We start from the raw sequence: 23,178 nt of genomic DNA, 5'->3' as shown, positions 1-23,178 counted from the left end.
TCGTCTCCCTTTGCGGGTTATGTGCGTGTGTCTGGCCGTATCGTTCATTGACTGGTGCAAGCCGTAGGCTCCGCCGGCCAAGGGGCCGCTGGCCCCCTGGACCCCCGACATGCGATAACCGTGGGTGCCCTTGGCGCACCGTGCGGCTTTGCGCGACGAAGCCCTAGTGAGGATTGTCAAGGGGGTCACCCCCTTGACCGGGTCCGGGCAGAGCCCGGCCGCCGGAGGCCTTTCCCCGCCGCACCTCGCCGCCCCACCCCATCACACGATGCCATCCGGGAACCGCGCGATGAGGCGGTCGCCATCCGGGGTGAGCACCGATTCGGGATGGAACTGCACGCCTGCCCATGGGCGGTCTGCGTAGCGCAGGCCCATGACCTCGCCCTCGTCGGTACGCGCGGTGACGACGAGGCGCTTGCGAACGTCCTCTGGCGCGGCGTCCACATCCACGAGGAGCGAGTGGTAGCGGCCGACCTCCACGGGATTCGGCAGGTCCGCGAAGAGGCCGGTGCCGTCGTGGCGGACGGGCGAGGTCTTGCCGTGCATGATGCGCTCGGCCTGCACCACGGGCGCACCAGCGAACGCGCCGAGAATCTGGTGCCCGAGGCAAACGCCGAACACGGGCACCGTCGCGGGCAGGCGCTTCAGGAATTCGAGGCACAGCCCGGCGGTCTCGGGACGGCCGGGTCCCGGCGAGATGCACACGCAGCGCAGACGGCCGGAGTCCGCCAGTTCGAGAACGGCGGGGTCGTCGTTGCGCAGGACCTTCGGATCGTGCCCGAGGCGCTGGAACGCCTGCACGAGATTGAAGGTGAACGAGTCGTAGTTATCAATCAGCAAGAACATCGCAGCCTCCGCGTCCGGTGAGGATTTCTCCGAGCACGCGCGCCTTGTTGGCGCATTCCTCCCATTCCCGCACGGGGTCGGAATCGAACACGATCCCCGCGCCCGCCTGCCAATGGAGCTTTCCATCGCGCACCCACATGCTGCGGATGGTGATGCCGGTGTCCATGTCCACGCGGTCCCGGTCCAGCCCAAGCCAGCCAATGGCTCCGGCGTAGGGCCCGCGCGGGCGGCGTTCGAGGTCGGCGATGATCTCCATGGCCCGCACCTTGGGCGCGCCCGAGACGGTCCCAGCGGGAAAGGCCGAGGCCAGCACGTCCAGCGCATCCAGCCCGTCGCGAAGCGTCGCGCTGACGTAGGACGTGAGGTGCATGACATGGGAGAAGCGCTCCACCTGCATGAACGTGTCCACGCTGACGCTTCCGGGGGTGGCGATGCGCCCGAGGTCGTTACGCCCGAGGTCCACCAGCATGACGTGCTCGGCACGCTCCTTGGGGTCGGCCAGCAGCTCGCGGGCGAGGGCCTCGTCCTCGGCGGGGGTGGCCCCGCGCCTTCGGGTGCCCGCGATGGGGCAGGTGGTGAGCTGCCCACCGTCGCAGCGCACGAGGAGTTCCGGCGAGGAGCCGAACAGCTCGATGCGCGGCAAGCGCATGAAGAACAGATACGGCGAGGGATTCACCTGCCGCAGCCTGCGGTAGAGCACGAAGGCGTCGCCGGAGAAGGTGGCCGAGAAGCGCGTGGAGAGCACAGTCTGGATGCACTCGCCCTGCCGGATGAGCTCGATGGCGTCGGCCACGGCGCGGGTGTAGTCGCGCTCGCCGGGGTTGGCGGTGACCTCGCCGATGTCCGGATTGACCATGGCTCGCGCCACGGCCTTCATGTCCACGGCGGGGCGCATGCCCGGGCTCAGGGTCAGAAGGCATAGCCTGCTACGCAGGTGGTCGAGGATGGCCACGCAGCCCGGCAGCACGAGGCAGGCCTCGGCGTCCTCCGGCGGCAGTGCCTCCGCGAGCTTTGGTTCGAACAGCCCGGCCGTGCCGTAGCCGAAATAGCCCACGAGGCTACGGGCGATGGACGGCAGGTCCTCGAAGCCCTCTTCCGGCTCGATGCGTATGCGCCGCATGGCCTCGCGCACGCCCTCGATAAAGGGCTGCCCCGCCAGTTCGCGAAGCGGCTCAAAGCGCGAGTCCCGCACGCCGACCTCCAGCCGTCCGTCCGCGCAGGACAGACGCAGAGCGAAATTCCACGCCACGATGCTGTAGCGGCCGAGCCTGCCGTCTACCTGCGCGCTTTCGAGCAGAATGCCCTGCTTCTGCCCCACCAGTCCCAGAAAGAGGCTGATGGGCGTCTGTATATCCGCCGGCATCCATCTGCCGTGTTGCCTCACCGTTATCTCGCTCATGTCGTCCTCCGCCGTTCGCGGGTTCCTGTTATGCGCACCATGTTTCGGACGCGCCTTGTTCCATTCTACGCCATATTTCGATTCGTCACACCGTCCCTGTCGCTTCGTCCGCCGTGGGCGGGAAACGAAAAGGGCCGCATCCCCGGGAGAGGATGCGGCCCTATGACTGTCGTGCTGACGACTGGCAAAAGGTTACACGTCTCCCCCTGAATTGCGCTCGCGCCACCACCAGTTGGCCTTTTCGGCCAGAAGTTCGATATCGCCGCCAGCGGCGATGTTGAGCATGGAACGGAATGCGCGCACGGATTCCTGCGTGAAGGGGTTGGCGTCCATGAGACCACAGAAGAGTTCCGCGTCCTCGGTCAGCATCTTGCGCGCCGCGTCGAGGCGGCGATTGAAGGACGGCGTGATGAAATTCTCCAGCTCAGGCCTGTCGGCCAGCGCGGCGAAGTAGGAGACCGTGGTCACGAAGTTGAGGCCCTGAATGGCGGCCATGGCGCGGTCGTGCTCCTCGGCCGTGGTGCGGAAGGGAGCGAAGCCCATCCGCGCGAAGAAGGCTTCCACCGCGTCGCGGGCCGCGTCGTCGCGTCCGGGGGTGACGGCCACGCGTGTCTCGCCGTCCTTCGGCTCGGGCCCGAAGAGCGGATGCGTGCCCACCACGGGGCCGGAATATGCGGCCAGCATGGCCTGCACGGGCTTGACCTTCACCGAGCAGATGTCGGCCAGAATCTGTGAGGCGTCCATGACTCCGGCACACATGACGGCCACGTCGACCATGGCGGCGGCGGGCACAGCCAGCAGCACGAGGTCGGCCCCACGCGCGGCCTCGGCCACCAGCGCAGGCGACAGCGGCCTGTCCACACCGCGCACGCCAAGACCAGCGGCTTGTGCGCGCGTGGCGAACAGCCGTCCCATGCGGCCCTGACTGCCAATGACGAGGATAGTCTCTATCTGCATGTCTCGTTCGTTCATCGTTGCATGTGTTGCGAATGGTTTCCTAGCGCCGGGGGTGGACCTTGGCCCACTCGTCCCAGAAGCCGGGGAAGGACTTGGACACGCAGCCGGGATTGTCGAAGGTCGGCCGCACCCCGGCCAGTTCCAGCACGGAAAGGCTCATGGGGATGCGGTGGTCGCCGTAGGTCTCGAAATCCACGGGACCGGGCGTGATGGCCGCAGGATCGATAATCAGCCCGTCCGAGGTGACCGCGACGCGGGCCCCCACCTTGCGCAGCTGGGTAGCCGTAGCGTCGAGGCGGTCGCACTCCTTGATGCGCAGGTGCGCCGCGCCGGTGATGACCGTGCGCGTGGCGGCCTGTGCGGCCACGACGGCCACGGTGGGCACGATGTCCGGACAGGAGGACATGTCGACCTCCACGCCGCGCAGACAGCCCGTCACCGGCGGGGCCACGAGTACACCGTCGGCCTGCCACGTGATGCGCGCGCCCATGAAGCCGAGAATATCGAGCATGGCGCGGTCGCCCTGCAGGGAATCCATGCGCAGGCCGGACACGGCCACGGGATGCGGCCCCACCGCGCCCGCCGCGAGGAAGTAGGAAGCGTTGCTCCAGTCGCCCTCGACGTCGTAATCCTGCGCACGGTAGCTACCGGGGCTGACCACGAAACGCACGCGGCCGGGAGCGGCCTCGTCCATGTCGCGCCAGTCGGCGTCGATCCATCCGTCACCCTGCGCAATCTGGACGCGCACCGGCACGCCGAAGTCGTCCATGATCTGCAGGGTGAGGGCCACGTACGGCCACGACACGACCTTGGCCCCCCCAAGGCCGACGATGGTTTCGGAACGACCGCAGGCGCAGGCCAAAAGCACGCCGGAGATGTACTGGCTGCTCTCGCCCGCGTCCACGAGCACCTCGCCGCCGGGAATGCCCGAAGCGGCAAGAACGAAGGGCGGATACCCCTTTTTCCCTTCCCATGCGAAACCCGCGCCGAGGTCTTCGAGCACGCTGGCAAGCGCGCCGATGGGACGCTCGTGCATGCGCGGCGCTCCGTGAATGCGGAAGCGCCCGTCTCCCGCCGCGACGACTCCCGTCATCAGGCGGCAGGTGGTGCCGGATTCGTGCACGTTCAAGTCCGCCGGTTCGTCCTTGCCGCCCATGGGCCGCCCCGCCACGCCATCGACGACGACAACGTCGCCCCGGCGTTCGATGACGGCCCCGCAGGCGCGCAGGCACCCCATGGTCCGTTCAAGGTCCACGCTGTCCAGAACCCCGGTCAACTCGCTTCTGCCCCCGGCAAGGGCCGCTGCGATGACGGCCCTGTGGGACATGGATTTGCTGGCCGGAGCCTTCACCCGGACGGTGGCATGCGCAATGTTCATGATCGTTCCGTTGTGTCGCGGTTTACAAAAGCCGCACGCCGTGGACGCTACGGCCGTTCATGGCCAGGTCCACGCTGCGGGGATCGTCGATGCGGCGCGAGGCGTCCCTGATCTCGAGATCGACGAGGGAGCCGTCGCTGCCGTATCCGAGCACGATGCCCGGCTTGTCGTAATCACACTTGCGCACGGGCGTTGTGGACAGCACAATCCGCAGCACGTCCTTCTGCGCGTCGTAATTCACCTTCATTCACGCACCCCTTTCAAGACGGTATCATTCCGGGCCATCGGCCCCGAGGTCCGCGGAAACGTCCAGCGACGGCCCCGCGGGGTAGCATCCCAGTATCCGCACGGTGTGGCAGCGCTCGCGCATCTCGGCCAGCGCCGAGGCGTATTCCCCGCGTTCGAGGTCGCACTCCACATCGACGAAAAATACGTACTTCCACTTCTCGCTCCGCATGGGGCGCGATTCCAGCTTCTTCATGTTCACGCCGTGGCGGGCGAAGACGTCCAGCACGCCGGACAGCGCGCCGGGCTTGTCGGGCAGCGTGAACAGGAGCGAGGTCTTGTCGCGCCCGCCGCCGCTCTCGCCGCCAATGCCGATGACCACGAAGCGCGTCCAGTTGTCCGGCAGATCCTCCACCCCGCGCGCCAGCACGTTGAGGCCGAAGATGTCCCCAAGGCGGACGTGGCCGATGGCGGCGGCGTCCGGCTCGTTCTGAACGCGGGCCGCAGCGGCGGCGGTGCTCTCCACGGGCACGAGCACGGCATTCGGCATGTTGGCCCGAAGCCAGCGCGCGCACTGGGCCAGCGGCTGCGGGTGCGAGTACACCCGGCGCACGTCGGCAAGCGAGGTGCCCATGCCGAGCACATTGTGGCTGATCTTGCAGAACAGCTCGCTCTGGATGCTCACGCCGAAGCGCAGGAACAGATCGAGGCTCTGGCCCACGGTGCCGTGCAACGAGTTTTCGAGCGGCACGATGCCAAGCTCGGCCTCGCCGGTGGACACGGCGCGGAACACGCCTTCAAGATCGTTCTGGGGGATGTAGTCGGCGCTGTGGCCGAGGAATTCGATGCCTGCGAAGTAGGAGAAGGTGCCCTCGGGACCGAGGTATGCCACCTGCTGGGGCCGCTGAAGATGGCGGCTGGAGGAGAAGATTTCGCGGTAGATGGCGCGCAGGTGGCGTTCGGGAAGCGAGTCGGCATGCACCAGCAGGCGCTCCATGACCTGCCGCTCGCGCACGGGTTTGAAGATGCAGTCCCCCGCGCCACGCTTGATGCGCCCCACTTCCAGCGAGCACGATGCCCGCCGGTTCAACAGCTCCACGATGCGCAGATCGAGTTCGTCGATCTCGCCGCGCAGGACGCCCAAACGCTCGTCGGCTTCGGGCTTGGCGGGGATGCGTGTCACGTCGTCTTTCTGGTCCGCCATGACTAGCCTTCCTTGATGTCTTCGCTGATGCGCATGCCGAAGTGCCGCCCCGCCGCGTCGGTCCGCACGAGAATCTCGTCGCCAGGCTTCAGTTCCACCACGGACACCGGCGAGCCGTCGGCGCGCACCACGCGGATGGTCTCCGCGTTCTGAAGAAAGACCCGCCCGAGCGTACCATCGGCGGTACGGGCCGTGACGAGCAGCATGGGCCGCACCTCCACCTTCACCCGACCCACCGTGGCAAGGGAGGTTCGTCCCGTCGCGTCCACGATGAGCACCTGCGTTCCGGCGGAAAGCTCTTCGAGGTAGTTGGTGCGGTCGCCGGGCATCACGACGTAGGCGTGCACGGCACCGGCGTTGACCCGAAACGGCCGCGCGGCCACGTAGGGATTGGACTCCGTCTCGGCATGGACGAGGACGGTAAAGGCGCTGGAATTGCCCACCAGCATGCCCTGTCCGCGCCGGAGCATGCTCAGTGTGTCCACGCACACGCGGTGGCCCAGCCCGGCCTGCTCCACGGCGGTGACCGTGGCGGTTTCGAGGTCGAGCACGCCCTGACTGAGCTTCAGCTCGGCCACGATGGCCTTGAGGTCCGCGGACGCGGACGGCGGAACCACGATGAAGTCCACGCCGCGCTCCAGAATGCCCGCCGCGAGCACTGCGCGCTCAAGAGATGCGACCTCGACGCCGAGGCCCTGCCCCTGCGCCAGAAGGTTCTCCACGGGGATGATCTCCCAGCCCTCGCGAAGCACCACACGCCCGCCAGCGGCCAGCGCCTCGGCGGCGGTCTTCTCGTCGTCCTTGCCACCAAGGGTCACGTAGGTGAAGGCGTCGGTGCCGAGCACCTCGGTACGGGCGAGGGTGGCCACCTTGTCCCGGTCGGCCGGGTCCACGATGACGCCGTCCACGCCGGATTCCAGCGCGAGGGTCACCAGATGCTTATCGAAGGGCACGGCCTGCACGAATATCTTCTTCATCGTCTCACTTCCCGTGTGGTTTGCGCTAGTCCAGTTCGTCGCCCATGAAGTCGACGGCCTGATCGAGATCCCAGTCCTTGTGGACGATGCCGTTGAGAGCCTTGAGGAGCAGTGTCACGTTCTTGTGCTGGAAGACGTTGCGCCCGATCGAGAGGCCGGAGCCGCCCGCCTGCACGCTGTCGTGCACCATGCGCAGAAGGTCGCGCGTGCTGTCCAGCTTCGGACCTCCGGCGATGACGACGGGGACGCAGCAGGACTCGGCGACGGTGGCGAAGCTGTCGGGGTCGCCGGTGTAGGGTACCTTCACGATGTCCGCGCCCAGTTCCTCGCCCACGCGGGCGCAGTGGCGGACCACCTCGGGAGCGTATTCGTCGGCGATCTTGGGGCCACGGGCGTAGATCATGGCCAGAACCGGCATGCCCCACTCCGTGGCGTGGGAGCTCACCTCGCCAAGCGCGTGCAGCATGTGCCGCTCCGTCTCGTCGCCGAGGTTCACATGCACGGACACGCCGTCCGCGCCGAGCTTCAGGGCGTCCTCCACGGTGCCGACCAGCGTCTTGGCGTTGGGCGAGGGGCACAGCGAGGTGCTGGCCGAAAGATGGATGATGAGGCCCACGTCGCGCCCGGCCCCGCGATGCGTGCAGCGCGGCAGGCCCTTATGCATCAGCACCGCGTTGGCGCCGCCCTCGGCGATCTGGTTCACCGTGCCCTTGAGGTCCACGAGACCGTAGATCGGGCCGACGCTCACGCCGTGATCCAGCGGGACGATGATCGTGCGTCGCGTGTTCCTGTCGAAAATCCGTTCCGAGCGAATGGCCTTGCCCAGCATCATGGCTGCGTCTCCTTGAAGATTGCGCCCCGTCGTGCCCGCACCTGCCCACAGCCCTCGGATGGAAAAAAAAGGGCCGCAGGCTTGATGCCTGCGGCCCCGATGAAGGCTGGTTTACAGTACGGCTACAAACCTCTCCATCCCTGACCGCAGGCCGGCATAAAATACATAAAGAACAGCCAGAAATACATCAGGCTGAACATGCTGCTGCGGGTGGAGGTGGTCATGGAGGTGTTGCACATTTGAAAATTTGTTACGCTCGCCCCCCGCGCTGTGTCAAGCGCTTTGCGAGGCGCATGCGAAACATCCCATTGCGTCGAGGCCTTGCGCGGGCTCTCAACGCGCGCGTTGATCGTTGCGAATTTTTCTTCGCCGTCTGCGGCCCCCGCCCGTCCTCGCGCCGCATAAACCCAAAAAGGGCGGCGCGCCCCACACGGAACGCGCCGCCCCTTCACTCAAAAAATCTCCTCGCCTAAAGCTGGGCGCAGTCGCTCGGGTCGCCCTGCAACTTCTCCATGGTGTGCTGGAGTGCGGGTAGCACGGCGGCAAGGTTCTCGCGCACGGCCTTGGGACTGCCGGGCAGATTGACCACGAGCGTGGTGCCAATGGTGCCCGCCACAGCCCGCGAGATGACGCCATGCGGCGTCTTGGCGAGGCTGGCGGCGGTCATGGCGTGCTCGAAGCCGGACAGACGCTTCTCGATGACCTTGAGCGTCGCCTCGGGCGTAATGTCGCGCGGGCCGACACCGGTGCCGCCGCTGGTGAGAATGAGGTCATAGCCCTGAAGCAGGGCGAGGTCCGACAGAAGCGCCTTGAGCTGACGCGATTCGTCGGGGATGAGGAACCCCTGACACAGGCACACGGGCAGCGTCTCGCGCACGGCGGCCTCGATGATGGGGCCGCACTCGTCCTCGCGCATTCCGGCAGCGCCCTTGTCGCTCAGCACGATCCACGCCACGCTGAAGCCGTCCTTGACGCAGGAGAAGCCGTAGGAACCGGGGACGAAATCCACGTTGGCCACGGCTTCGAGCACCGCGCCACGGCGGGCCGTGGCGCGGGGGTCCGGCGCGGGGGTCCAAAAGATGGAGCGAATGACGAACTCCTCGTCGCGCCCACGCGAAAGGCGCGCGCCGACGCCAGGCATCTGGTGCGGATGCTCCGGCCACAGGATATGCCCGGCCGAGGGGTAGGTCGGCAGCGGGGTCTGGTCCCCGACGCGAAACGAGAGTTCCGTTTCGGTGAGCAGAACGATGTCCTTGTATTGGGTCCGCATCGAAGGCCTCCTTGGTTAGGCGAGCAGAACGGCGATGATGCCGGTGACGAAGATTCCGTCGAAGGTTCCGGCTCCACCGATGGATAGAAGCGGCGCGTCGAGCAGTTCGCCGAAGCGCCTATCGACGAGATGCAGCACATCCGCACCGAGCAGGATGCCCATGCAGCCCGCGATGTAGGCCACCTGCGGCCCATGCCCCTCGGGCGCGAAAATGATGGCGGCCAGCGCGGCCACCAGCGGGGGCACGAGCATGGGCACGCCGATGCCGCGCCCCGGAATGGGACGCGCCAACGCATAGCATACCGCACAGACCGAGGCGAGGGCCAGCCCAAGCCCAACGGACGGACCGACCTGTCCGAGAAAGAGCACGCACAACAGGCAGGGGATCACGCAGCCGCCCACATTGACGGCCACCACCTGATCGACCAGCTCCATCTCCTGCGGGGAGACCTGAATGGAGCCGTTGCGATCCATGAACATGTGGCGCGGCCCGGCGGGCACGCGGACCACCCGCCCCGTGCGAAACAGGGGCAAGTTGACGCCGCTGCCGAAAAGCGTGGCCAAGAGGATGAGAAAGGCCTGCCCGGCGCTCAGTCCGAGCTTGCCGAAGGCCACGGTGACCAGCCCCACCTGCACAAGGATGAACAGCACGACGAGGGAAAGGAACAGCCCGACAAGGGCCAGCAGCATAAACGGGAAGGATATGAACGGGGGTCTCATGTCGAAATGATCACTCCTGCGGGGTTTCACTGTCTCCGAAAATGCTCTATCTTTCCGGACGGCAGGACGAAAAAACGGCCGCAAAGCCAAACGCCTGCGCACTCATGCAGACTAGCGCAGCCATCACGTGAAGTAAACGACACCGAATATCGCGAGGATTCGCCCATGAAAGGCATCATTCTGGCAGGCGGCTCCGGGACGCGCCTCTACCCGCTGACCCGCGCGGCCAGCAAGCAACTGCTTCCGGTCTACGACAAGCCCATGATCTACTATCCGCTGTCCGTGCTCATGCTGGCGGGCATCCGGGACGTGCTCATCATCTCCACCCCGCAGGACCTGCCGCGCTTTCGGGACATCTTCGGCGACGGCTCCCAGCTGGGCCTCAAGATATCCTACAAGGAGCAGCCCAAGCCCGAGGGCATCGCACAGGCCTTCATCCTCGCCGAGGACTTCATCGATGGCGAGCCGGTGAGCCTCATCCTCGGCGACAACATTTTCTACGGCCACGGACTGTCGGTCACGCTTCGCGCCTGCGCCCAACTGGAACGCGGCGGTATCATCTTCGGCTACAAGGTGCGCGACCCCGAGCGCTACGGCGTGGTGGAGTTCGACGAACTCCAGAACGTGGTGAGCATCGAGGAAAAACCCGCCAAGCCGCGCTCCAAGTACGCCGTGACCGGCCTGTACTTCTACGATTCGCAGGTGGTGGACATCGCCAAAAATCTCAAGCCCTCGGCCCGGGGTGAACTCGAAATCACCGACGTGAACAACGAGTACCTGCGCCGTGGCCAGCTCAAGGCCGAGTTCTTCGGGCGCGGGCTGGCGTGGCTCGATACCGGCACCCACGAATCCCTGTTGCAGGCCGCCAACTACGTGCAGGCCATTCAAGAACGCCAAGGCGTCATCGTGGCGTGCATCGAGGAAATCGCCTACCGCATGGGCTACATCAACGCCGCCCAGCTGGAGGCGCTGGCCTCGGACATGCTGAAGAACTCCTACGGCAAATATCTGCTGGAGGTCGCTCGGGGCGACTGATCCGCCCCCGCGCGGCTGCGGGTATCCCCATCGCGAAAACGAAACGCCCGGTCGGCACTGCCAACCGGGCGTTCTTCGTCGTGAAATCGAAACGGCCTCAACATTCCTCGCGTCCACGGCCGAGGATGTCCTGCGTCCACGCCATGGCCTGCACGAAGCATCGGTCGGCGTGCTCCTGCGTCAGGCCCACGGAATGCACGGCCTCGCGCACATAATCCCAATGCCCATGCTCGTAGGCGCGCGACAGGTCGAGCAGATGCTTGAGACGATTGTCCTGCCCAACCAGCGCCGCATAGACCTCGTCGTCCAGCGGAACGTTCTTCAGCACGACGTCCATGGGCTGGCCGAGCAGCGCATCGAGTAGCGAAAACAGGCCGAGCAGAAACATGGAATCCGGCGACACGCCGTAGCTCTTGGCCACCCCTTCGAGCATTTCGAGGAAGCGCCCCCGGTGCACGGAGAGAAACGCGACCTCGGCGGCCTTTCTAGAGGGACTCAGGTCCGACATGATGGCCACGCGCAGCCACTGGGCAAGCTGGCGCTGGCCGAGGAGCGTCAGCGCGCGCGACACGGAATCCACCTTGTAGCGCACGCCGAGTCCGGCGGAATTGATGTACTGAAACAGACGATAGGACAGGGACAGGTCGGACTGGATAATGCGGCCAATCTTGGCAACCTCGAAATCCGGCCGCCCCAGTTCCTGCAACAGTTGCAACTTGGCGATCTCGCTGGAGGATATCTTCTTTCCGGGGATGATCTCCGGCTTGGAAAAGAAGAAGCCCTGAAACAGCGTGAAGCCGAGTTCCTTGGTCAATTCGAAGGTTTCGAGATCCTCGACCTTCTCGGCCAGAAGCGTGCAGCCGTACTTCGCGAGCTTCTCCACGGTCTGGCGGATGCGTTCCGGATCGCCCCCCAGCCCGAGGATATCGACCTTGATGATGTCCACGAACTGCAAGAACGGTTCGAGTTCCGGCTCGCCCATGTAGTCGTCCATGGCGAGCATGAACCCGGACTGCTTGATGGCCTGAATGGCGTGCAGGACGTCAGGCTCCGGCCGCACATCTTCGAGAATCTCGACGATGGCGATGTCCGGCGGCAGAGCGAAGGCAGCGTCATCGAGGAGCAGCCTGCGCGGAAAGTTAATCAGCGCCCGCTGCCCCGGCTCCATGCCCGCGTGCGCCAGCAGGAACCCGTCGGCGATGACCTTGGTCGTCGCCATGTCGGAATCGGTGACGAACGCGCAGGCCGCCTCGCCGGAGCTGCGAAAGAGCAACTCATAGCCAAAGACGTTCTGCTGCACGTCGAAGATGGGCTGGCGCGCGACGAAGACGGACTCCGCCGCGCTGGTAATCTCGTCGCGCTCGTTGCACTTTGAAGGCATTTCAGTTCCTCGAAGGCAGGGCCGACTGCTAGGGAACAAGGGGAGCCAGTTTCAGGCCCTCGTCCACGGCAAGGCCGAGCATCAGGTTCGCGTTGGCCAGAGCCTGCCCCGATGCCCCGCGGCAGAGGTTGTCGATGACCGAGACCACGATGAGTCTGTTGGTGCGCGGATCGACGACAATCCCGATGTCGCAAAACATCGTCCCCCGCACGAAACGGGTCTCGGGCAGCGAGCCAAGGGGAAGCACCCGCACCCACGGGGAGTTCTGGTACATCTCGGAATATACCAGATGCGCCTCTTGCGGTGAAACGGTTTTTTGGAGCCGCGCGTAGGCGGTGGTGAGGATGCCTCGGTTGATGGGCAACAGGTGCGTGTTGAAGGAAACGGTCATTCCCGCCTGCCCGCACACGGCACCCAACTCCTGCTCGATCTCCGGCGTGTGGCGGTGACGGCCGAGGTTGTAGGCCCGAAACGTGTCGGACACCTCGCAGAACAGGGAGCCGACGCTAGCCTTGCGCCCGGAACCCGTGGTGCCGGACTTGGAGTCGATGACGATGCCGTCGGTCTCCACCAACCCGGCGCGAAGCGCCGGAGCAAGGCCGAGTATGGCCGAAGTGGGATAGCAGCCGGGATTGGCCACGAGCTGCGCCGTGCGCACGCGGTCCGCGTAGAATTCGGGCAGGCCGAACACGGCCTCGGGCAGAAGCTCCGGATGGCGATGCTCCAGCCCGTACCACTGGGCGTAGACCTCGGCATCGTGCAGGCGGAAGTCCGCCGAGAGGTCCACCACCTTCACCCCGCGCTCGACGAGGGCGGCGGCCATGTCCATGGCCGTGCCGTGGGGCACGGCCAAAAACACCAGCTCGCACGCGGCCGCGAGGTCGTCGGGGTCAGGCAGGGAAATGGTCAGCTCGCCGATGGGAAAGCCGGACAGCGACGGAAACAGGTCACGCAGGGTCTTCCCCGCCTCGGAGCGCGACGTGGCGCGCACCAGTTCCATGCCGCCGTGGCAGGCCAGAAGCCGTGCCAGTTCGATGCCCGTGTAGCCCGTCACGCCGACGAGGCCGACGGGAATGCGATGTGCCATGGGCGTCTCCTATTTCGTGTGCAGCACGTACTTCATGCGCAGTTCATAGAGCAGACCCGACAACAGTCGAGCTTCCTCGGCGTCCAGCCCACCCGTCGTCTTTTCCTCAAGCATGGACAGGATGTCGATGGTGTGCTTGGCCAGCGCGAGATTCTCCGCCGTGCGGCCGGACTCCGGCTCGGGCACCTCGCCGAGGTGCACCAGGGCCGAGGACGCAAGCGACATGACGAAGGTGGAAAACGTGACCTGCGGCAGGGGGATGTTCCCGGAGGACATCCGCTCCCGCGACTCGTCCACGGAACGCTTCTCGTCGGACATCTTCGATCTCCTTCGGATATGCCGTTACAGGAATGCCTCGGGCAGGCCCTGTTCGAGGGCGGCCTCGTAGGCGCGCATGCCGGTCTCCATGTACTCGCGCGAGGCGCTGTATCCGCCGCATGCGGCGATGGCGCGATCGAGCGCGTACAGCCCGGCCAGCACATCGCCGAAATCCACGTGGCCCATGTGGCCGAAGCGCACGATGCGGCCCTTCAGGCGATCCTGACCGCCAGCCATGATCACGCCATAGCGTTCGGCGCAGCAGGCCAGCACGGCGGAACCATCCACACCGGCGGGCAGCACGATGCTCGTGAGGCCCCAGGTGCAGTGATCGTCCTCGGCCAGAAGCGACAGGCCCATGGACCGGGCGGCGGCGCGCACCATCTGCGTCAAGGCCCACTGACGGCGGAACACCGCATCCAGCCCCTTCTCACGGAACATGGCCAGACAGGTGTGCAGGCCCATGAGCAGGTTGATGGGTGGGGTGAACAGCGTCTGGGAATTCTTGACGATCTTCTCGCGCTCACCGAGCAGGTTGAAATAGAATTCGCGGGGCTTGTTCTCTTCCACACGCTTCCACGCGCGCTCGGACAGGGCGAGGAAGGCCAGTCCGGGGGGCAGCATGAGGCCCTTCTGGGAGCCGGTAAGCAGGCAATCCACGCCCCACTCGTCCATGGGACAGGGCGAGATGCCAACGGCGGAGATGCCGTCCACGACAAGCATCACGTCGCGCTCGCGGGTCAGGGCGGCCAGCTCGCGCACGGGGTGCATCGCGCCGGTGGAGGTCTCGGAGGCCTGCACCAACACGCCCTTCACGTCGGGGTACTGGGCAAGTGCGGAGCGGACATGATCCACGGTGATGGCCTTGCCCCACGGCACGGAGATGATGATGGCGTCAACCGCGTGGGTGGAGGCGATCTCGCCCCAGCGCTCGCCGAACTTTCCGCCATCGACGATGATGACCTTCTCGCCCTTGCGGAAGAGGTTGTTCACCGCGGCGGTCATGGCTCCGGTACCGGAACAGGCCATGGAGATCACCGGCTGCTCGGTGCCGAACAGCCAACGCAGATCCTTCTGGATTTCGCCGAGCAGGGCCGTGAAGCCGGGCTTGCGGTGGTGCACCATATCCATGGCCAGCGTCAGGCGCACCGCTTCGGGAAGCGGCGTAGGGCCGGGCGTGAGAAGTCGCATCTTGTCCATCGTGTTCCCTTGTCCCTTGCGATTGAATGATGTTGCCGCGCATGCGCAGTGCCGTTCGCGCGATACGGAGAAGCGCTGCGCACGCGGACGCGCCGGAGCACGGCGGACGGCACACGCGGCACGATGGTGCAGGCGGCACGGTCCGAAGGCTCTCCGGCGCGCGAAGACTGCGGTGCGAACGCGCTAGTGCGCCTCGCCCCAGTTGCTCCCGGTGCCCCAGTCCACGACCAGCGGCACCGAAAGGTCATAAATCCCAGTCATGATTTCTTCAAGTCTGCGTCCTGCCCTTTCGGCGACGGCCCGAGGGGCCTCGATGAGCAGTTCGTCATGCACCTGCAGGATGAGCCGCGCGCCCATGGAACGCAGATCCTCGTCACGCCACGCGCGCAGCATGGCCATCTTGATGATGTCGGCGGCGCTGCCCTGAATGCGCGTGTTGATGGCCTGCCGCCGCGCCTGCGACTGATGGTGGGCATTGCGGGAGTTGATGTCCGGCAGAAGCCGCCTGCGTCCGGCCAGCGTGGTCACGAAGCCGTCGGTGCGGGCCTGCGCCTCCACCGCGTCGTAGAAGGCAGCCAGCCCGGACAGGCGCTCGAAATAACGCTCGATGAAACCCTTGGCCTCCTTGAGCGAAATGCCGAGTTCGCCAGCCAGCTTCTGCGGCCCCATGCCGTAGATGAGCCCGAAGTTGATGGTCTTGGCGCTTCGGCGCTCGTCTGGCTCCACGGCGTCCGGCGTGCGGTCGAAGAGGAGCGCGGCGGTGCGGGCGTGGATGTCCTCGCCATTGCGGAAGGCCTCCACGAGGGCGGGCTCTTCCGAAAAATGCGCCAGCACGCGCAGTTCGATCTGCGAATAGTCCGCCGCCACCAGCAGATTGCCCTCCGAGGCCGTGAAGCAGGAGCGCATGCGCTTGCCCATGTCGCCCCGGATGGGAATGTTCTGGAGATTCGGCCCGGAGCTGGACAGGCGGCCCGTGGCCGTGGCCAGCTGGTTGAAGGACGTATGCACGCGCCCGGCGGCGTCTGCGGCGCGAGGCAGCGGCTCCAGATAAGTGGAACGCATTTTCTCCAGCTTGCGCCAGCTCTGGATGTCCTCCACCACGGGATGCTCGGAGCGGATCTTCTCCAGCACCTCGAAGGCCGTGGACGGCAGGCCGCCGGGGGTCTTGCCGCGCGGCTTGAGGCCGAGGTCCGTGAACAGCACCTCCGCCATCTGCTGGCTGGAGCGGATGTTGAACTCGCGCCCTGCGCGCTCGTGGATGCGCACGGTGAGCGCGTCCAGCTCCGCCTGCACCTCATCGAGAAAGGCCGAGAGCGCGGCGGTGTCGATGGCTATGCCAGCCTCCTCCATGTCGGCCAGCACCGGGATGAGCGGCATTTCAAGCTCGCTCATGAGCGGCGACAGGTGCGCGGCGTCGAGGCGTCCACGCAGGGCAACGGCCATGGCCGCGGCCGTGCGGGCCTCGCCCTCCATGGGCATTCCCAAAAACTCAAGGGCCATGCGCTCGCGCAGGTGTTCCCAGCCGTAGTCGCGGTCCTCCGGCGAAAGCAGATAGCAGGCAAGGCCGAGATCGAAGAAACGTTCCGCCGGCAGGCTGCGCCACGCGTCGTCGGCCCGCAGCAGGTCCTTGACCGAGGGCACGGCGATACGGCGCGCGGCGGCCAGATGCTCCGCCAACTGCGCGGGCGTGCCGCACACGGCCCACTCCTGCCCCTTGATGCCCACCAGCCAGCGTCCGTCCTCGTCCGTAGGCACAAGGCCCACGTCGACACCGGCCACATCCGGCAGAGCGCGCGGCTCCGAGGCCTCGCGCAGGACGTAGGGCTCGCACAGTCCCTGCGTGACGGAGTCGGCGGCGGACTCGGCACATTCGGCGTCGGCAACCGATGCGGGCTGCGCGGCGGGAGCGGCGGGGGCCAGCCCGAACAGCGACAACTGCTGCGCGGCGGGAGCGGCGGATGCGGCAGGCCGCGTGGCCTCCGGAACCGGCTCCGGAGCGGGAGCGGGCTTTGGCGCAACCACCGGCCGGGGCAGATAGCTCGGCAGGGTGCGCAGCATGGTCCGGAATTCGTAGTGCGCAAGGAAGGCCTCCACCTCGTCGTAGACGGGCGGCTTCACGGCCAGCGCGGCGAGGTCGATGCCGGTGCAGACCTCGGTGGAGAGCGTGGTCAGGGTCCGGAAAAGGAAGGCGTCGTTCATACCGGTTTCCAGCTTGCGGCGCACCGACGCGGTAAACGTGCCCTTCCCCTCCACGATGGCGTCGCGCAAGGCCTCAAGGGTCGGGAACTGCTCCATGATCGTGGCGGCGGACTTGGGACCGATGCCCTGCACGCCGGGGATGTTGTCGGCCGAGTCGCCAATGAGCGCCTGAAAGTCCGGCCACTGGGCTGGCTCAAGCCCCGTGTCTCTACGGAAATCCATGATGGTGGTCAGCTTCTCGCGCTTGACGTCGGGGTCCCAGAGCACCACGGAATCGTCGAGGCACTGCTTGAGGTCCTTGTCCGCGCCGACGATGACCACGGGGCACTGGGCCTTCACACGGGCGGCCACGCTGGCCATGCAGTCGTCGGCCTCCACGCCCTCGGCCACGTGCAGCGGCAGGCCGAGCACGCGCACGGCGTCGCGCATCGGTTCGAGCTGCATGGCGAGGTCCTCGGGCATGGCCGGACGCTGGGCCTTGTACGGCTTGTAGAGCTCGTGACGGAAGGTCGGCCCCTTGCCGTCGAAGAAGACGCCGAGATACTCGGGCTTCTCGTCGCGCAGCAGGTTCATGAGCATGCGCAGGAACAGGTAGAGCGCGTTGGTGGGAAACCCGTCGGAGCGCTGCATATCGCGCATGGCGTAGTAGAAGCGGTAGGCGAAGGCGTGTCCGTCGATGAGGAACGCGGGAGACTGCTCGAATCCGAGACGATCTTTCAGGGACATTTAGGCTCCGTGCGCCGCGGCTGCGGCGGTGAATGGCGAGGCGCGGCTATTCTTCCCCCGCCTCGGCGGAGGGCTTGCGCACGCGCGTTTTCTTCGTTTTCAGACGGTTCCAGAGGAAGACTTCGACGGGGACGCCGTCAACGGCGTCGAGCGGTATCTCGGCGCGGGCCGCATTGCGGTGTCCGCCTGCGGAGCCAACGTCGCCGAAGCAGCGCGCGGCGAAGCGGCCCATGTCGCGCCGCAGGCCGTCGCCACGGAACACGGCCACCACGCGCCCGCCCGTGGTGCCGCTGATGACGGTCCACGCCGCACCCTGCACGCGCATGAACAGGTCCGCGAGGATGACGAGGATGTCCGGGCTGTCCACCTCCTCAAGGTAGGCGAAGATGCCCTGCCCCGTCAGGCGCAGCTTGAAGTAGGCCTGACAAAAGTAGCGCAGCCATTCGAGGTGGAATTCGCTGCGGTAGACCTTGCGCAGAAGCAGGTGGTCGGCGTGCTTCGACAGATACTGGAAGGCGCGCATGTCGGCCTCGCAGAAGGACCGCTCGAAGCTCGAAGTGTCGGTCTTTATGCCGTAGAGCAACGCCGTGGCCAAAAGCTTTCCGGGCCGGATGCGCAGGTTGTAGAGGTACTGCGTCAGGATGCTCGAATTGGAGCCGTACTCGGGCTTGATGTCCACATAATCCGCCGTGGCGGGCTTTTCCGCCGACAGGGGATGGTGGTCGATGATCACCGAGAAACGGTACTCCGAAAAGATGTCGCTATGGTGGGGCTGGGAGTCCACCAGCGCGAAGCGGTCGTACTGGGCGGCAACGTTGGGCGTGAGCCTGCGGGTGGGAATGCGCAGGCAGCGGATCATCTCTAGATTGTCCGGCCGGGATATCTCGTTGATGTGCGCGATGCCGCAGTCCTGCACGCGGCGGGCCATGATGCGCTTGAGGGCCATGGCCGAGGCCAGCGCGTCCGGGTCCGCGTTGATGATGATGAGCCAGCGCTCCTCGCGGCGGAACAGGGCCAGCATCTCGTCCAGCCGGGGAATAGAGCGGAAGTATGCCATCGTCGTCTCCAGGCGCGTGTGTCGCGCTAGCGGACCGACACCGCGCCGAGCATGTCGAGCAGAACACGCGCGGACTCCATGAGTCCGCGTTCCTCGAACACCTCGATGGTCAGCACCGCATCCGGGCGCAGTCGGTCCAGCATACGCTGTACCAGTGCTTGCCCCCGCTCGTCCAGTGCGGCGAGGGACAGATGGCGGCCGCCCGGCCCGGGCGCGTTAAGATGCAGCATGCGCACGCGGGCAAAATCCGCATCCTCCGCCAGAAACTCCTGTTCATAGGCCAACATGTGCCCCAAGTCCAGACACAGGGCCAGTCCCCGGTCCTCGGCCAGCCGCAGGTGCCGCGCGAGGTCGCACTCCCGCGTGTTCTCCAGAAGCAGGGCCGCCGGATCATACCCCGCGCCCTCCCAGCGGTCCGCGAAGGCCGCGAGCACGTCCGTGCGCGCCGGGGGGTGCAGCACGAAGGCCTGCGGCGAAAGAAACGCCGCCCGCGAAACGAGGCGCTCCACGACGCGCCACGCGGCATCGGCCCCGTCCTCCCACGGCAGATCCAGCGGCAGGTGGACGTGGTAGCGCAGCCCGAGCTGCGCCAGCCACGGCGGAAGATCCTCGTCCGTGTAGCGCAGGCAGGCGTCGGACTCGAAGAAGAGCAGCGCCACCTCCGGGAAAAGCCCCGCCAGATGGCGACAATTTTCCGCCACCCCGGAGGGGATCACGAAGGACGGCGCGGCCAGCACGCGGGGCGCACCCTGAATTTCCGCGACAATCTGCCGATAAGACATGCGTAGGCTCCGTGCGTCACGCGCCGGTTTTCCGGCAGGGAATGCCGCCGTCGCCCCGGGCCGGGAAACGAACCGGCCGCAGACGCTGGCGAAGCCCGCCGGGGCATGGATATTGCTGCTCACCCCAAAAAGGCAGACACACGGACCAGGAGGCCGCCATGAGCGCTTTCAAATGCCTGATGCAGCACTACCTCAATCCGCTGCACGTGTACTGCCGTCTGAGGGACATGGGCGTGAGCACCTCGCTCACCCGCCACATGTGTTCCGTCTACGAGCGGTACGTGTACAGAATCTTCTCGGCCTGAACGCCACAACCAGCCGCGGTATCCACAGGAGGACGGTCCGCGGCTCCGGCGCGCGCGAGGCCGACTACTCCCCGCCCCCAAGCAGGCCGAGCTGGCGCGTCTGGCGCACCACATGGCTGACCACCCGCGTCCGCGTCAGCAACTTCGCGTCGAGATCCGCGAGATACGGCGATGCGGACAGCCGAAGCTCCCGTCCGTAGAGCGTCCGCGACGCGGCATGGCTGAGATACAGCCGCCCACGCGCCCGCGTCAGCCCCACATAGAACAGCCTGCGTTCCTCGGCCTCGTCCGCCTCGGCGGCGTGGTTCGCGCTTCCCGTCAGCATTCCCGCCCCGGCAAAGGGCACTATGCCGTCCTCCAGCGCGGGCAGGAACACGGCCTCGAACTCAAGGCCCTTGGCCGCGTGCAGGGTCATGATCTGAATCTTCTCGGCCTTGGCGCGGACCTGATCGAGTTCCGACTGCAGGCCCACCCAGTTCAACAACCCCTGCCAGCCGCCGTGCTCGGCGTGGGCGCGTTCCAACTTGCGGAATTCCGGCCCCTGCCAGAACAGCGGGTCGAAGGGCCGCGCATCCTGAAGATAGGCGGCAATGCCAAGCGGACCGCGCTCGACGATGCGTTCCGGCAACTCCACGCGCTCGGCCTGTGCGTCGGCGGCGGGGCCGTCGATGCCGAGAGTCCGGCCCACGGCGTCCAAAAGCGCCGCCACGCGGGTATCCATCCAGAAGGCCTCGGCCTCGGGCACGGCGCAGGGCAGCCCCATGCGCTCCAGCGTGTTACGCAGGGTCGGGATGAGCGCCTTCATGCGCACCAGAATCGCCACGTCCCCCGGCGCGAGGCACGGGGAATCCGAAGCCGAATCGACCATGGTGTGGCTGGTGCCGCCCACGAGTTCGCGCACGCGCTCGCCGATCCACGTGGCCTCGCGCGCGGCGCTTGGCGCGGCGAAGAGCCGCAGGTCGGCCGCCACGTCGCAGCGCGCCACAAGGGCTGGACCACCGGGGACCACGGGCCGCGACAGATCAAGAACCTTCTGCGAGGAGCGGTAGTTCTCGGTCAGACTCACGACGTCCAGCCCCGGCCACGACGCTTCGAGGTATTCACGCACGTTGCCGCGCGCTCCACGGAAGGAATAGATGGACTGGTTGGGGTCGCCGATGGCGAAAAAGCCTCGCCCGTCGCGCCCGGACAGCGCGCGCACCAGCCCGAGTTGCAGGGCGGACAGGTCCTGCACCTCGTCTACAAGGACATGGGTGTAAGGATTGGCCCACGCGCCGGAATCGAGACTTCTGCGCCAGAAGACGAGCAGGTCCGTGTAGTCGGCGAGATTCAGGGCGGACTTGGCCTCGGCGTAGGCACGGGCCGCATCGGCCAGTTCGCCCGGTTCCTCCAACCGCTCGCGCACGAGGCCCAGCCGCTGCCACGCGGCGGACAGTTCGTGCCCGGACAGCGCCGGATTGGCCTTGGCGAACACGCGCCGGGACGCATCCTCGGTCAAAAGAATTGGTTCCTCCCCGCGCACCGAGGTCCAGCACTCGAAGGCCAGCGCGTGCAGCGTGTCGGCACGGGGCAGGGCCGCCTGCTCGCCGCGCATGTCCACGAGCCTGCGGCGCATTTCCGCCGCCGCGCGCCGGGTGAAGGTCAGGGCCAGAATGTGGCGGGGATTCTCTCCCGCGTCCAACAGGGCGTCGATGCGCCCCATGAGGGTCTGGGTCTTGCCGGTGCCGGGTCCGGCCAGCACGAGCACTGGTCCGGGACCGGCCGCGATGGCCCGCTTCTGCGCGGCGTTGTACCCCACGCCCGAGGTCTTGCCCTGCCCGGCGGTCTCCCGCTTCGGCGACGCGTCGTCTGAAACGGCGGCATCCGCACGCGGCACGGGCACGGCGCGCGGAGCGCGCGGCGCAGGCATGGTGATAAGCGAGCCACCACGGCGAATCTCGTCGCGCTCGGCAGGGGAAAAGACTGTGATGACGCCATACTGGCCGTCGAAGCCCGGCTGGCGCAGCACCTGCCCCCGGCGCATGCGGGCGATGCCCTCGGCCAGCGGAGTACTCACGTGGGCGATGTCCTCCAGCGGCACCTCCTGCAACACGGCCAACTCGGAACCAAAGCGGGCGATGAGCCGCCCGTAGAAGGCCTGCACCTTCTTGCTGGACGGGCCGACGCCAAGTACCTCGCCCACGATCTCGGGCAGGGGCACGAGGGAGCTGAATCCCGGCTGCCCCGAGGGCTGGAGGGGCGTCTCGCGGTCCGCCAGTTCCATCACCCGATTCAGCACGCCCACGGTCAGCGGCTTGCCGCACACGGGGCACAGGCCGCCACGGGCGCGGGTCTCCTGCGGGTCCATGACCACGCCACAGGCTCGGTGCCCGTCGAGGTGGTACTTGCCCTCCTCGGGGAAGAACTCCAGCGTGCCGAGGAAGCGGTGGCCGAGGGCCTCACCGCGCAGGGCGCGGTAGATGCCCTCGTAGGACATCTCGCCGCTAAAGAGATTGGCCTCGCGCGCGAGCTTCTCGCCGGAGTGTGCGTCGGAGTTGGAAATCATGCGATAACGGTCCAGAGCGGACCACATGCGGTTCATGTCCGGGTCCGAGGACAGGCCGGTCTCCATGGCGAAAATTTCGGAGGACAGATCGCCGAAGCACTCCTCCACGCTGTCGAAGCCGGACTTGGAGCCGAACAGCGAGAACCACGGCGTCCAGATGTGGGCTGGGACGAGGAAGGCGTTGGGACCGGTTTCGAGGACCATCTCCAGCAGGTCGCGGGCATCGAGGCCGAGGATGGGACGTCCGTCGGATTCGAGGTTGCCCACCTGCGCCAGCCTCCGGGTGAAGGACTTGGCCATGTCCAGCGTGGGCATGAACACGAGGTTGTGATTCTTGCGCACCCGCCCGCCGCGCTTGTAGATGCTGCTTATCTCGGTGCACAGCATGAAGCGCACGCGCCCCGAGAGCGGATAGCCCTCAAGCAGGGGAATCTCGCGCTCAAGGCGTCTGGGGTCGCGCAGGGTGAGCAGGCCGGAGTCGTCCTGCTCCAGCATGTCCTCGATTTCGGCCATCCACGCTGGGTGGGTGAAATCTCCCGTGGCGAGGACGTCGAGGCCCTTGACCCTCGCCCATGCGGACAGCGACCGAAGGTTCAACGCCTTGCTCGTTGCCCGCGAAAACCGTGAATGGATGTGTAGATCGGCTCGAAAGAGTTCCATGTGCTCCGTCGCATTGCAGAAGGTGTGTCTGGTGCGACGGAACTATAGAACCCAATCTGACGAGCTTCAAGCTCC

General features: G+C 66.4%; 20 protein-coding genes. 2 read left to right on the top strand and 18 right to left on the bottom strand.

Translation table 11 applies throughout. The features are described 5' to 3' along the window. Window positions 1-261: 261 nt before the first annotated feature. From GGQ74_RS09620 to GGQ74_RS09575, 10 genes are all read right to left on the bottom strand, one after another. Window positions 262-846, bottom strand: a complete 585-nt coding sequence (locus tag GGQ74_RS09620) for an anthranilate synthase component II (RefSeq protein ID WP_167941344.1) — start codon at window positions 844-846, stop codon at window positions 262-264. Continuing rightward, the gene (locus tag GGQ74_RS09615) at window positions 830-2,245 is read right to left on the bottom strand and encodes an anthranilate synthase component I family protein (RefSeq protein WP_167941343.1); all 1,416 of its coding nucleotides are present in this window, start codon (window positions 2,243-2,245) and stop codon (window positions 830-832) included. Before GGQ74_RS09615 ends, GGQ74_RS09620 begins: the two co-directional genes overlap by 17 nt. 192 nt (window positions 2,246-2,437) lie before the next feature. After that, window positions 2,438-3,202, bottom strand: a complete 765-nt coding sequence (locus GGQ74_RS09610; RefSeq protein ID WP_167941342.1) for a prephenate dehydrogenase/arogenate dehydrogenase family protein — start codon at window positions 3,200-3,202, stop codon at window positions 2,438-2,440. 40 nt (window positions 3,203-3,242) lie between these two features. Further along, complete coding sequence (gene aroA / locus GGQ74_RS09605; protein WP_167941341.1) at window positions 3,243-4,580, bottom strand: 3-phosphoshikimate 1-carboxyvinyltransferase; 1,338 nt, start codon at window positions 4,578-4,580, stop codon at window positions 3,243-3,245. A gap of 22 nt (window positions 4,581-4,602) precedes the next feature. After that, on the bottom strand, window positions 4,603-4,827 hold the full coding sequence (locus GGQ74_RS09600) for a DUF2283 domain-containing protein (protein ID WP_167941340.1): 225 nt from the start codon (window positions 4,825-4,827) through the stop codon (window positions 4,603-4,605). A gap of 24 nt (window positions 4,828-4,851) precedes the next feature. Further along, window positions 4,852-6,009, bottom strand: a complete 1,158-nt coding sequence (gene pheA / locus GGQ74_RS09595) for a prephenate dehydratase (protein WP_167941339.1) — start codon at window positions 6,007-6,009, stop codon at window positions 4,852-4,854. A gap of 2 nt (window positions 6,010-6,011) precedes the next feature. Further along, on the bottom strand, window positions 6,012-6,986 hold the full coding sequence (locus GGQ74_RS09590) for a 3-dehydroquinate synthase II family protein (RefSeq protein WP_167941338.1): 975 nt from the start codon (window positions 6,984-6,986) through the stop codon (window positions 6,012-6,014). Window positions 6,987-7,011: 25 nt separating this feature from the next. Further along, entirely contained in the window at window positions 7,012-7,818 is an 807-nt protein-coding gene (locus tag GGQ74_RS09585) for a 2-amino-3,7-dideoxy-D-threo-hept-6-ulosonate synthase (RefSeq protein WP_167941337.1), read from the bottom strand. 469 nt (window positions 7,819-8,287) lie between these two features. Beyond that, window positions 8,288-9,088, bottom strand: a complete 801-nt coding sequence (locus tag GGQ74_RS09580) for a MogA/MoaB family molybdenum cofactor biosynthesis protein (RefSeq protein ID WP_167941336.1) — start codon at window positions 9,086-9,088, stop codon at window positions 8,288-8,290. A 15-nt stretch (window positions 9,089-9,103) separates the two neighbouring features. After that, window positions 9,104-9,808, bottom strand: a complete 705-nt coding sequence (locus GGQ74_RS09575) for a DUF1614 domain-containing protein (RefSeq protein ID WP_167941335.1) — start codon at window positions 9,806-9,808, stop codon at window positions 9,104-9,106. A gap of 165 nt (window positions 9,809-9,973) precedes the next feature. Between GGQ74_RS09575 and rfbA the strand changes: the two genes are divergently transcribed. Further along, window positions 9,974-10,843, top strand: a complete 870-nt coding sequence (gene rfbA / locus GGQ74_RS09570; protein WP_167941334.1) for a glucose-1-phosphate thymidylyltransferase RfbA — start codon at window positions 9,974-9,976, stop codon at window positions 10,841-10,843. Window positions 10,844-10,940: 97 nt separating this feature from the next. Here the strand turns inward: rfbA and GGQ74_RS09565 are convergent, their stop codons facing one another. The 7 genes from GGQ74_RS09565 to cbiR form a co-directional block, all read right to left on the bottom strand. After that, the gene (locus tag GGQ74_RS09565) at window positions 10,941-12,224 is read right to left on the bottom strand and encodes an EAL and HDOD domain-containing protein (RefSeq protein ID WP_167941333.1); all 1,284 of its coding nucleotides are present in this window, start codon (window positions 12,222-12,224) and stop codon (window positions 10,941-10,943) included. Between the two features lie 28 nt (window positions 12,225-12,252). Further along, entirely contained in the window at window positions 12,253-13,311 is a 1,059-nt protein-coding gene (gene argC / locus GGQ74_RS09560) for an N-acetyl-gamma-glutamyl-phosphate reductase (RefSeq protein ID WP_167941332.1), read from the bottom strand. A 9-nt stretch (window positions 13,312-13,320) separates the two neighbouring features. Continuing rightward, entirely contained in the window at window positions 13,321-13,587 is a 267-nt protein-coding gene (locus tag GGQ74_RS09555; RefSeq protein WP_245168263.1) for a DUF1844 domain-containing protein, read from the bottom strand. A gap of 66 nt (window positions 13,588-13,653) precedes the next feature. Continuing rightward, window positions 13,654-14,829, bottom strand: coding sequence for a pyridoxal-phosphate-dependent aminotransferase family protein (locus GGQ74_RS09550; protein WP_167941330.1), 1,176 nt, complete (start codon window positions 14,827-14,829; stop codon window positions 13,654-13,656). A gap of 183 nt (window positions 14,830-15,012) precedes the next feature. Continuing rightward, on the bottom strand, window positions 15,013-17,754 hold the full coding sequence (gene polA, locus GGQ74_RS09545) for a DNA polymerase I (protein ID WP_167941329.1): 2,742 nt from the start codon (window positions 17,752-17,754) through the stop codon (window positions 15,013-15,015). A 46-nt stretch (window positions 17,755-17,800) separates the two neighbouring features. Continuing rightward, entirely contained in the window at window positions 17,801-18,811 is a 1,011-nt protein-coding gene (locus tag GGQ74_RS09540; RefSeq protein ID WP_167941328.1) for a DHH family phosphoesterase, read from the bottom strand. Between the two features lie 26 nt (window positions 18,812-18,837). Continuing rightward, window positions 18,838-19,593, bottom strand: a complete 756-nt coding sequence (cbiR, locus tag GGQ74_RS09535) for a cobamide remodeling phosphodiesterase CbiR (protein WP_167941327.1) — start codon at window positions 19,591-19,593, stop codon at window positions 18,838-18,840. A 158-nt stretch (window positions 19,594-19,751) separates the two neighbouring features. Here cbiR and GGQ74_RS09530 point away from each other — a divergent pair, with 158 nt between their 5' ends. Continuing rightward, entirely contained in the window at window positions 19,752-19,898 is a 147-nt protein-coding gene (locus tag GGQ74_RS09530) for a hypothetical protein (protein WP_167941326.1), read from the top strand. 64 nt (window positions 19,899-19,962) lie between these two features. Here the strand turns inward: GGQ74_RS09530 and GGQ74_RS09525 are convergent, their stop codons facing one another. Continuing rightward, window positions 19,963-23,103, bottom strand: coding sequence for a UvrD-helicase domain-containing protein (locus GGQ74_RS09525; RefSeq protein ID WP_167941325.1), 3,141 nt, complete (start codon window positions 23,101-23,103; stop codon window positions 19,963-19,965). Window positions 23,104-23,178 lie beyond the last annotated feature (75 nt).

It is taken from the genome of Desulfobaculum xiamenense, from assembly GCF_011927665.1.
In the GTDB taxonomy this organism is placed as follows: domain Bacteria; phylum Desulfobacterota; class Desulfovibrionia; order Desulfovibrionales; family Desulfovibrionaceae; genus Desulfobaculum; species Desulfobaculum xiamenense.
The sequence above is the reverse complement of the archived record's forward strand: the minus strand, read 5'-3'. Positions and strand labels throughout refer to the sequence as shown.

What these genes read in the sequence shown, in the direction of transcription:
- GGQ74_RS09620 (WP_167941344.1), bottom strand. Translation starts at nt 846, where the DNA reads ATGTTCTTGCTGATTGATAACTACGACTCGTTCACCTTCAATCTCGTG.
- GGQ74_RS09615 (WP_167941343.1), bottom strand. Translation starts at nt 2,245, where the DNA reads ATGAGCGAGATAACGGTGAGGCAACACGGCAGATGGATGCCGGCGGAT.
- GGQ74_RS09610 (WP_167941342.1), bottom strand. Translation starts at nt 3,202, where the DNA reads ATGCAGATAGAGACTATCCTCGTCATTGGCAGTCAGGGCCGCATGGGA.
- aroA (WP_167941341.1), bottom strand. Translation starts at nt 4,580, where the DNA reads ATGAACATTGCGCATGCCACCGTCCGGGTGAAGGCTCCGGCCAGCAAA.
- GGQ74_RS09600 (WP_167941340.1), bottom strand. Translation starts at nt 4,827, where the DNA reads ATGAAGGTGAATTACGACGCGCAGAAGGACGTGCTGCGGATTGTGCTG.
- pheA (WP_167941339.1), bottom strand. Translation starts at nt 6,009, where the DNA reads ATGGCGGACCAGAAAGACGACGTGACACGCATCCCCGCCAAGCCCGAA.
- GGQ74_RS09590 (WP_167941338.1), bottom strand. Translation starts at nt 6,986, where the DNA reads ATGAAGAAGATATTCGTGCAGGCCGTGCCCTTCGATAAGCATCTGGTG.
- GGQ74_RS09585 (WP_167941337.1), bottom strand. Translation starts at nt 7,818, where the DNA reads ATGATGCTGGGCAAGGCCATTCGCTCGGAACGGATTTTCGACAGGAAC.
- GGQ74_RS09580 (WP_167941336.1), bottom strand. Translation starts at nt 9,088, where the DNA reads ATGCGGACCCAATACAAGGACATCGTTCTGCTCACCGAAACGGAACTC.
- GGQ74_RS09575 (WP_167941335.1), bottom strand. Translation starts at nt 9,808, where the DNA reads ATGAGACCCCCGTTCATATCCTTCCCGTTTATGCTGCTGGCCCTTGTC.
- rfbA (WP_167941334.1), top strand. Translation starts at nt 9,974, where the DNA reads ATGAAAGGCATCATTCTGGCAGGCGGCTCCGGGACGCGCCTCTACCCG.
- GGQ74_RS09565 (WP_167941333.1), bottom strand. Translation starts at nt 12,224, where the DNA reads ATGCCTTCAAAGTGCAACGAGCGCGACGAGATTACCAGCGCGGCGGAG.
- argC (WP_167941332.1), bottom strand. Translation starts at nt 13,311, where the DNA reads ATGGCACATCGCATTCCCGTCGGCCTCGTCGGCGTGACGGGCTACACG.
- GGQ74_RS09555 (WP_245168263.1), bottom strand. Translation starts at nt 13,587, where the DNA reads ATGTCCTCCGGGAACATCCCCCTGCCGCAGGTCACGTTTTCCACCTTC.
- GGQ74_RS09550 (WP_167941330.1), bottom strand. Translation starts at nt 14,829, where the DNA reads ATGGACAAGATGCGACTTCTCACGCCCGGCCCTACGCCGCTTCCCGAA.
- polA (WP_167941329.1), bottom strand. Translation starts at nt 17,754, where the DNA reads ATGTCCCTGAAAGATCGTCTCGGATTCGAGCAGTCTCCCGCGTTCCTC.
- GGQ74_RS09540 (WP_167941328.1), bottom strand. Translation starts at nt 18,811, where the DNA reads ATGGCATACTTCCGCTCTATTCCCCGGCTGGACGAGATGCTGGCCCTG.
- cbiR (WP_167941327.1), bottom strand. Translation starts at nt 19,593, where the DNA reads ATGTCTTATCGGCAGATTGTCGCGGAAATTCAGGGTGCGCCCCGCGTG.
- GGQ74_RS09530 (WP_167941326.1), top strand. Translation starts at nt 19,752, where the DNA reads ATGAGCGCTTTCAAATGCCTGATGCAGCACTACCTCAATCCGCTGCAC.
- GGQ74_RS09525 (WP_167941325.1), bottom strand. Translation starts at nt 23,103, where the DNA reads ATGGAACTCTTTCGAGCCGATCTACACATCCATTCACGGTTTTCGCGG.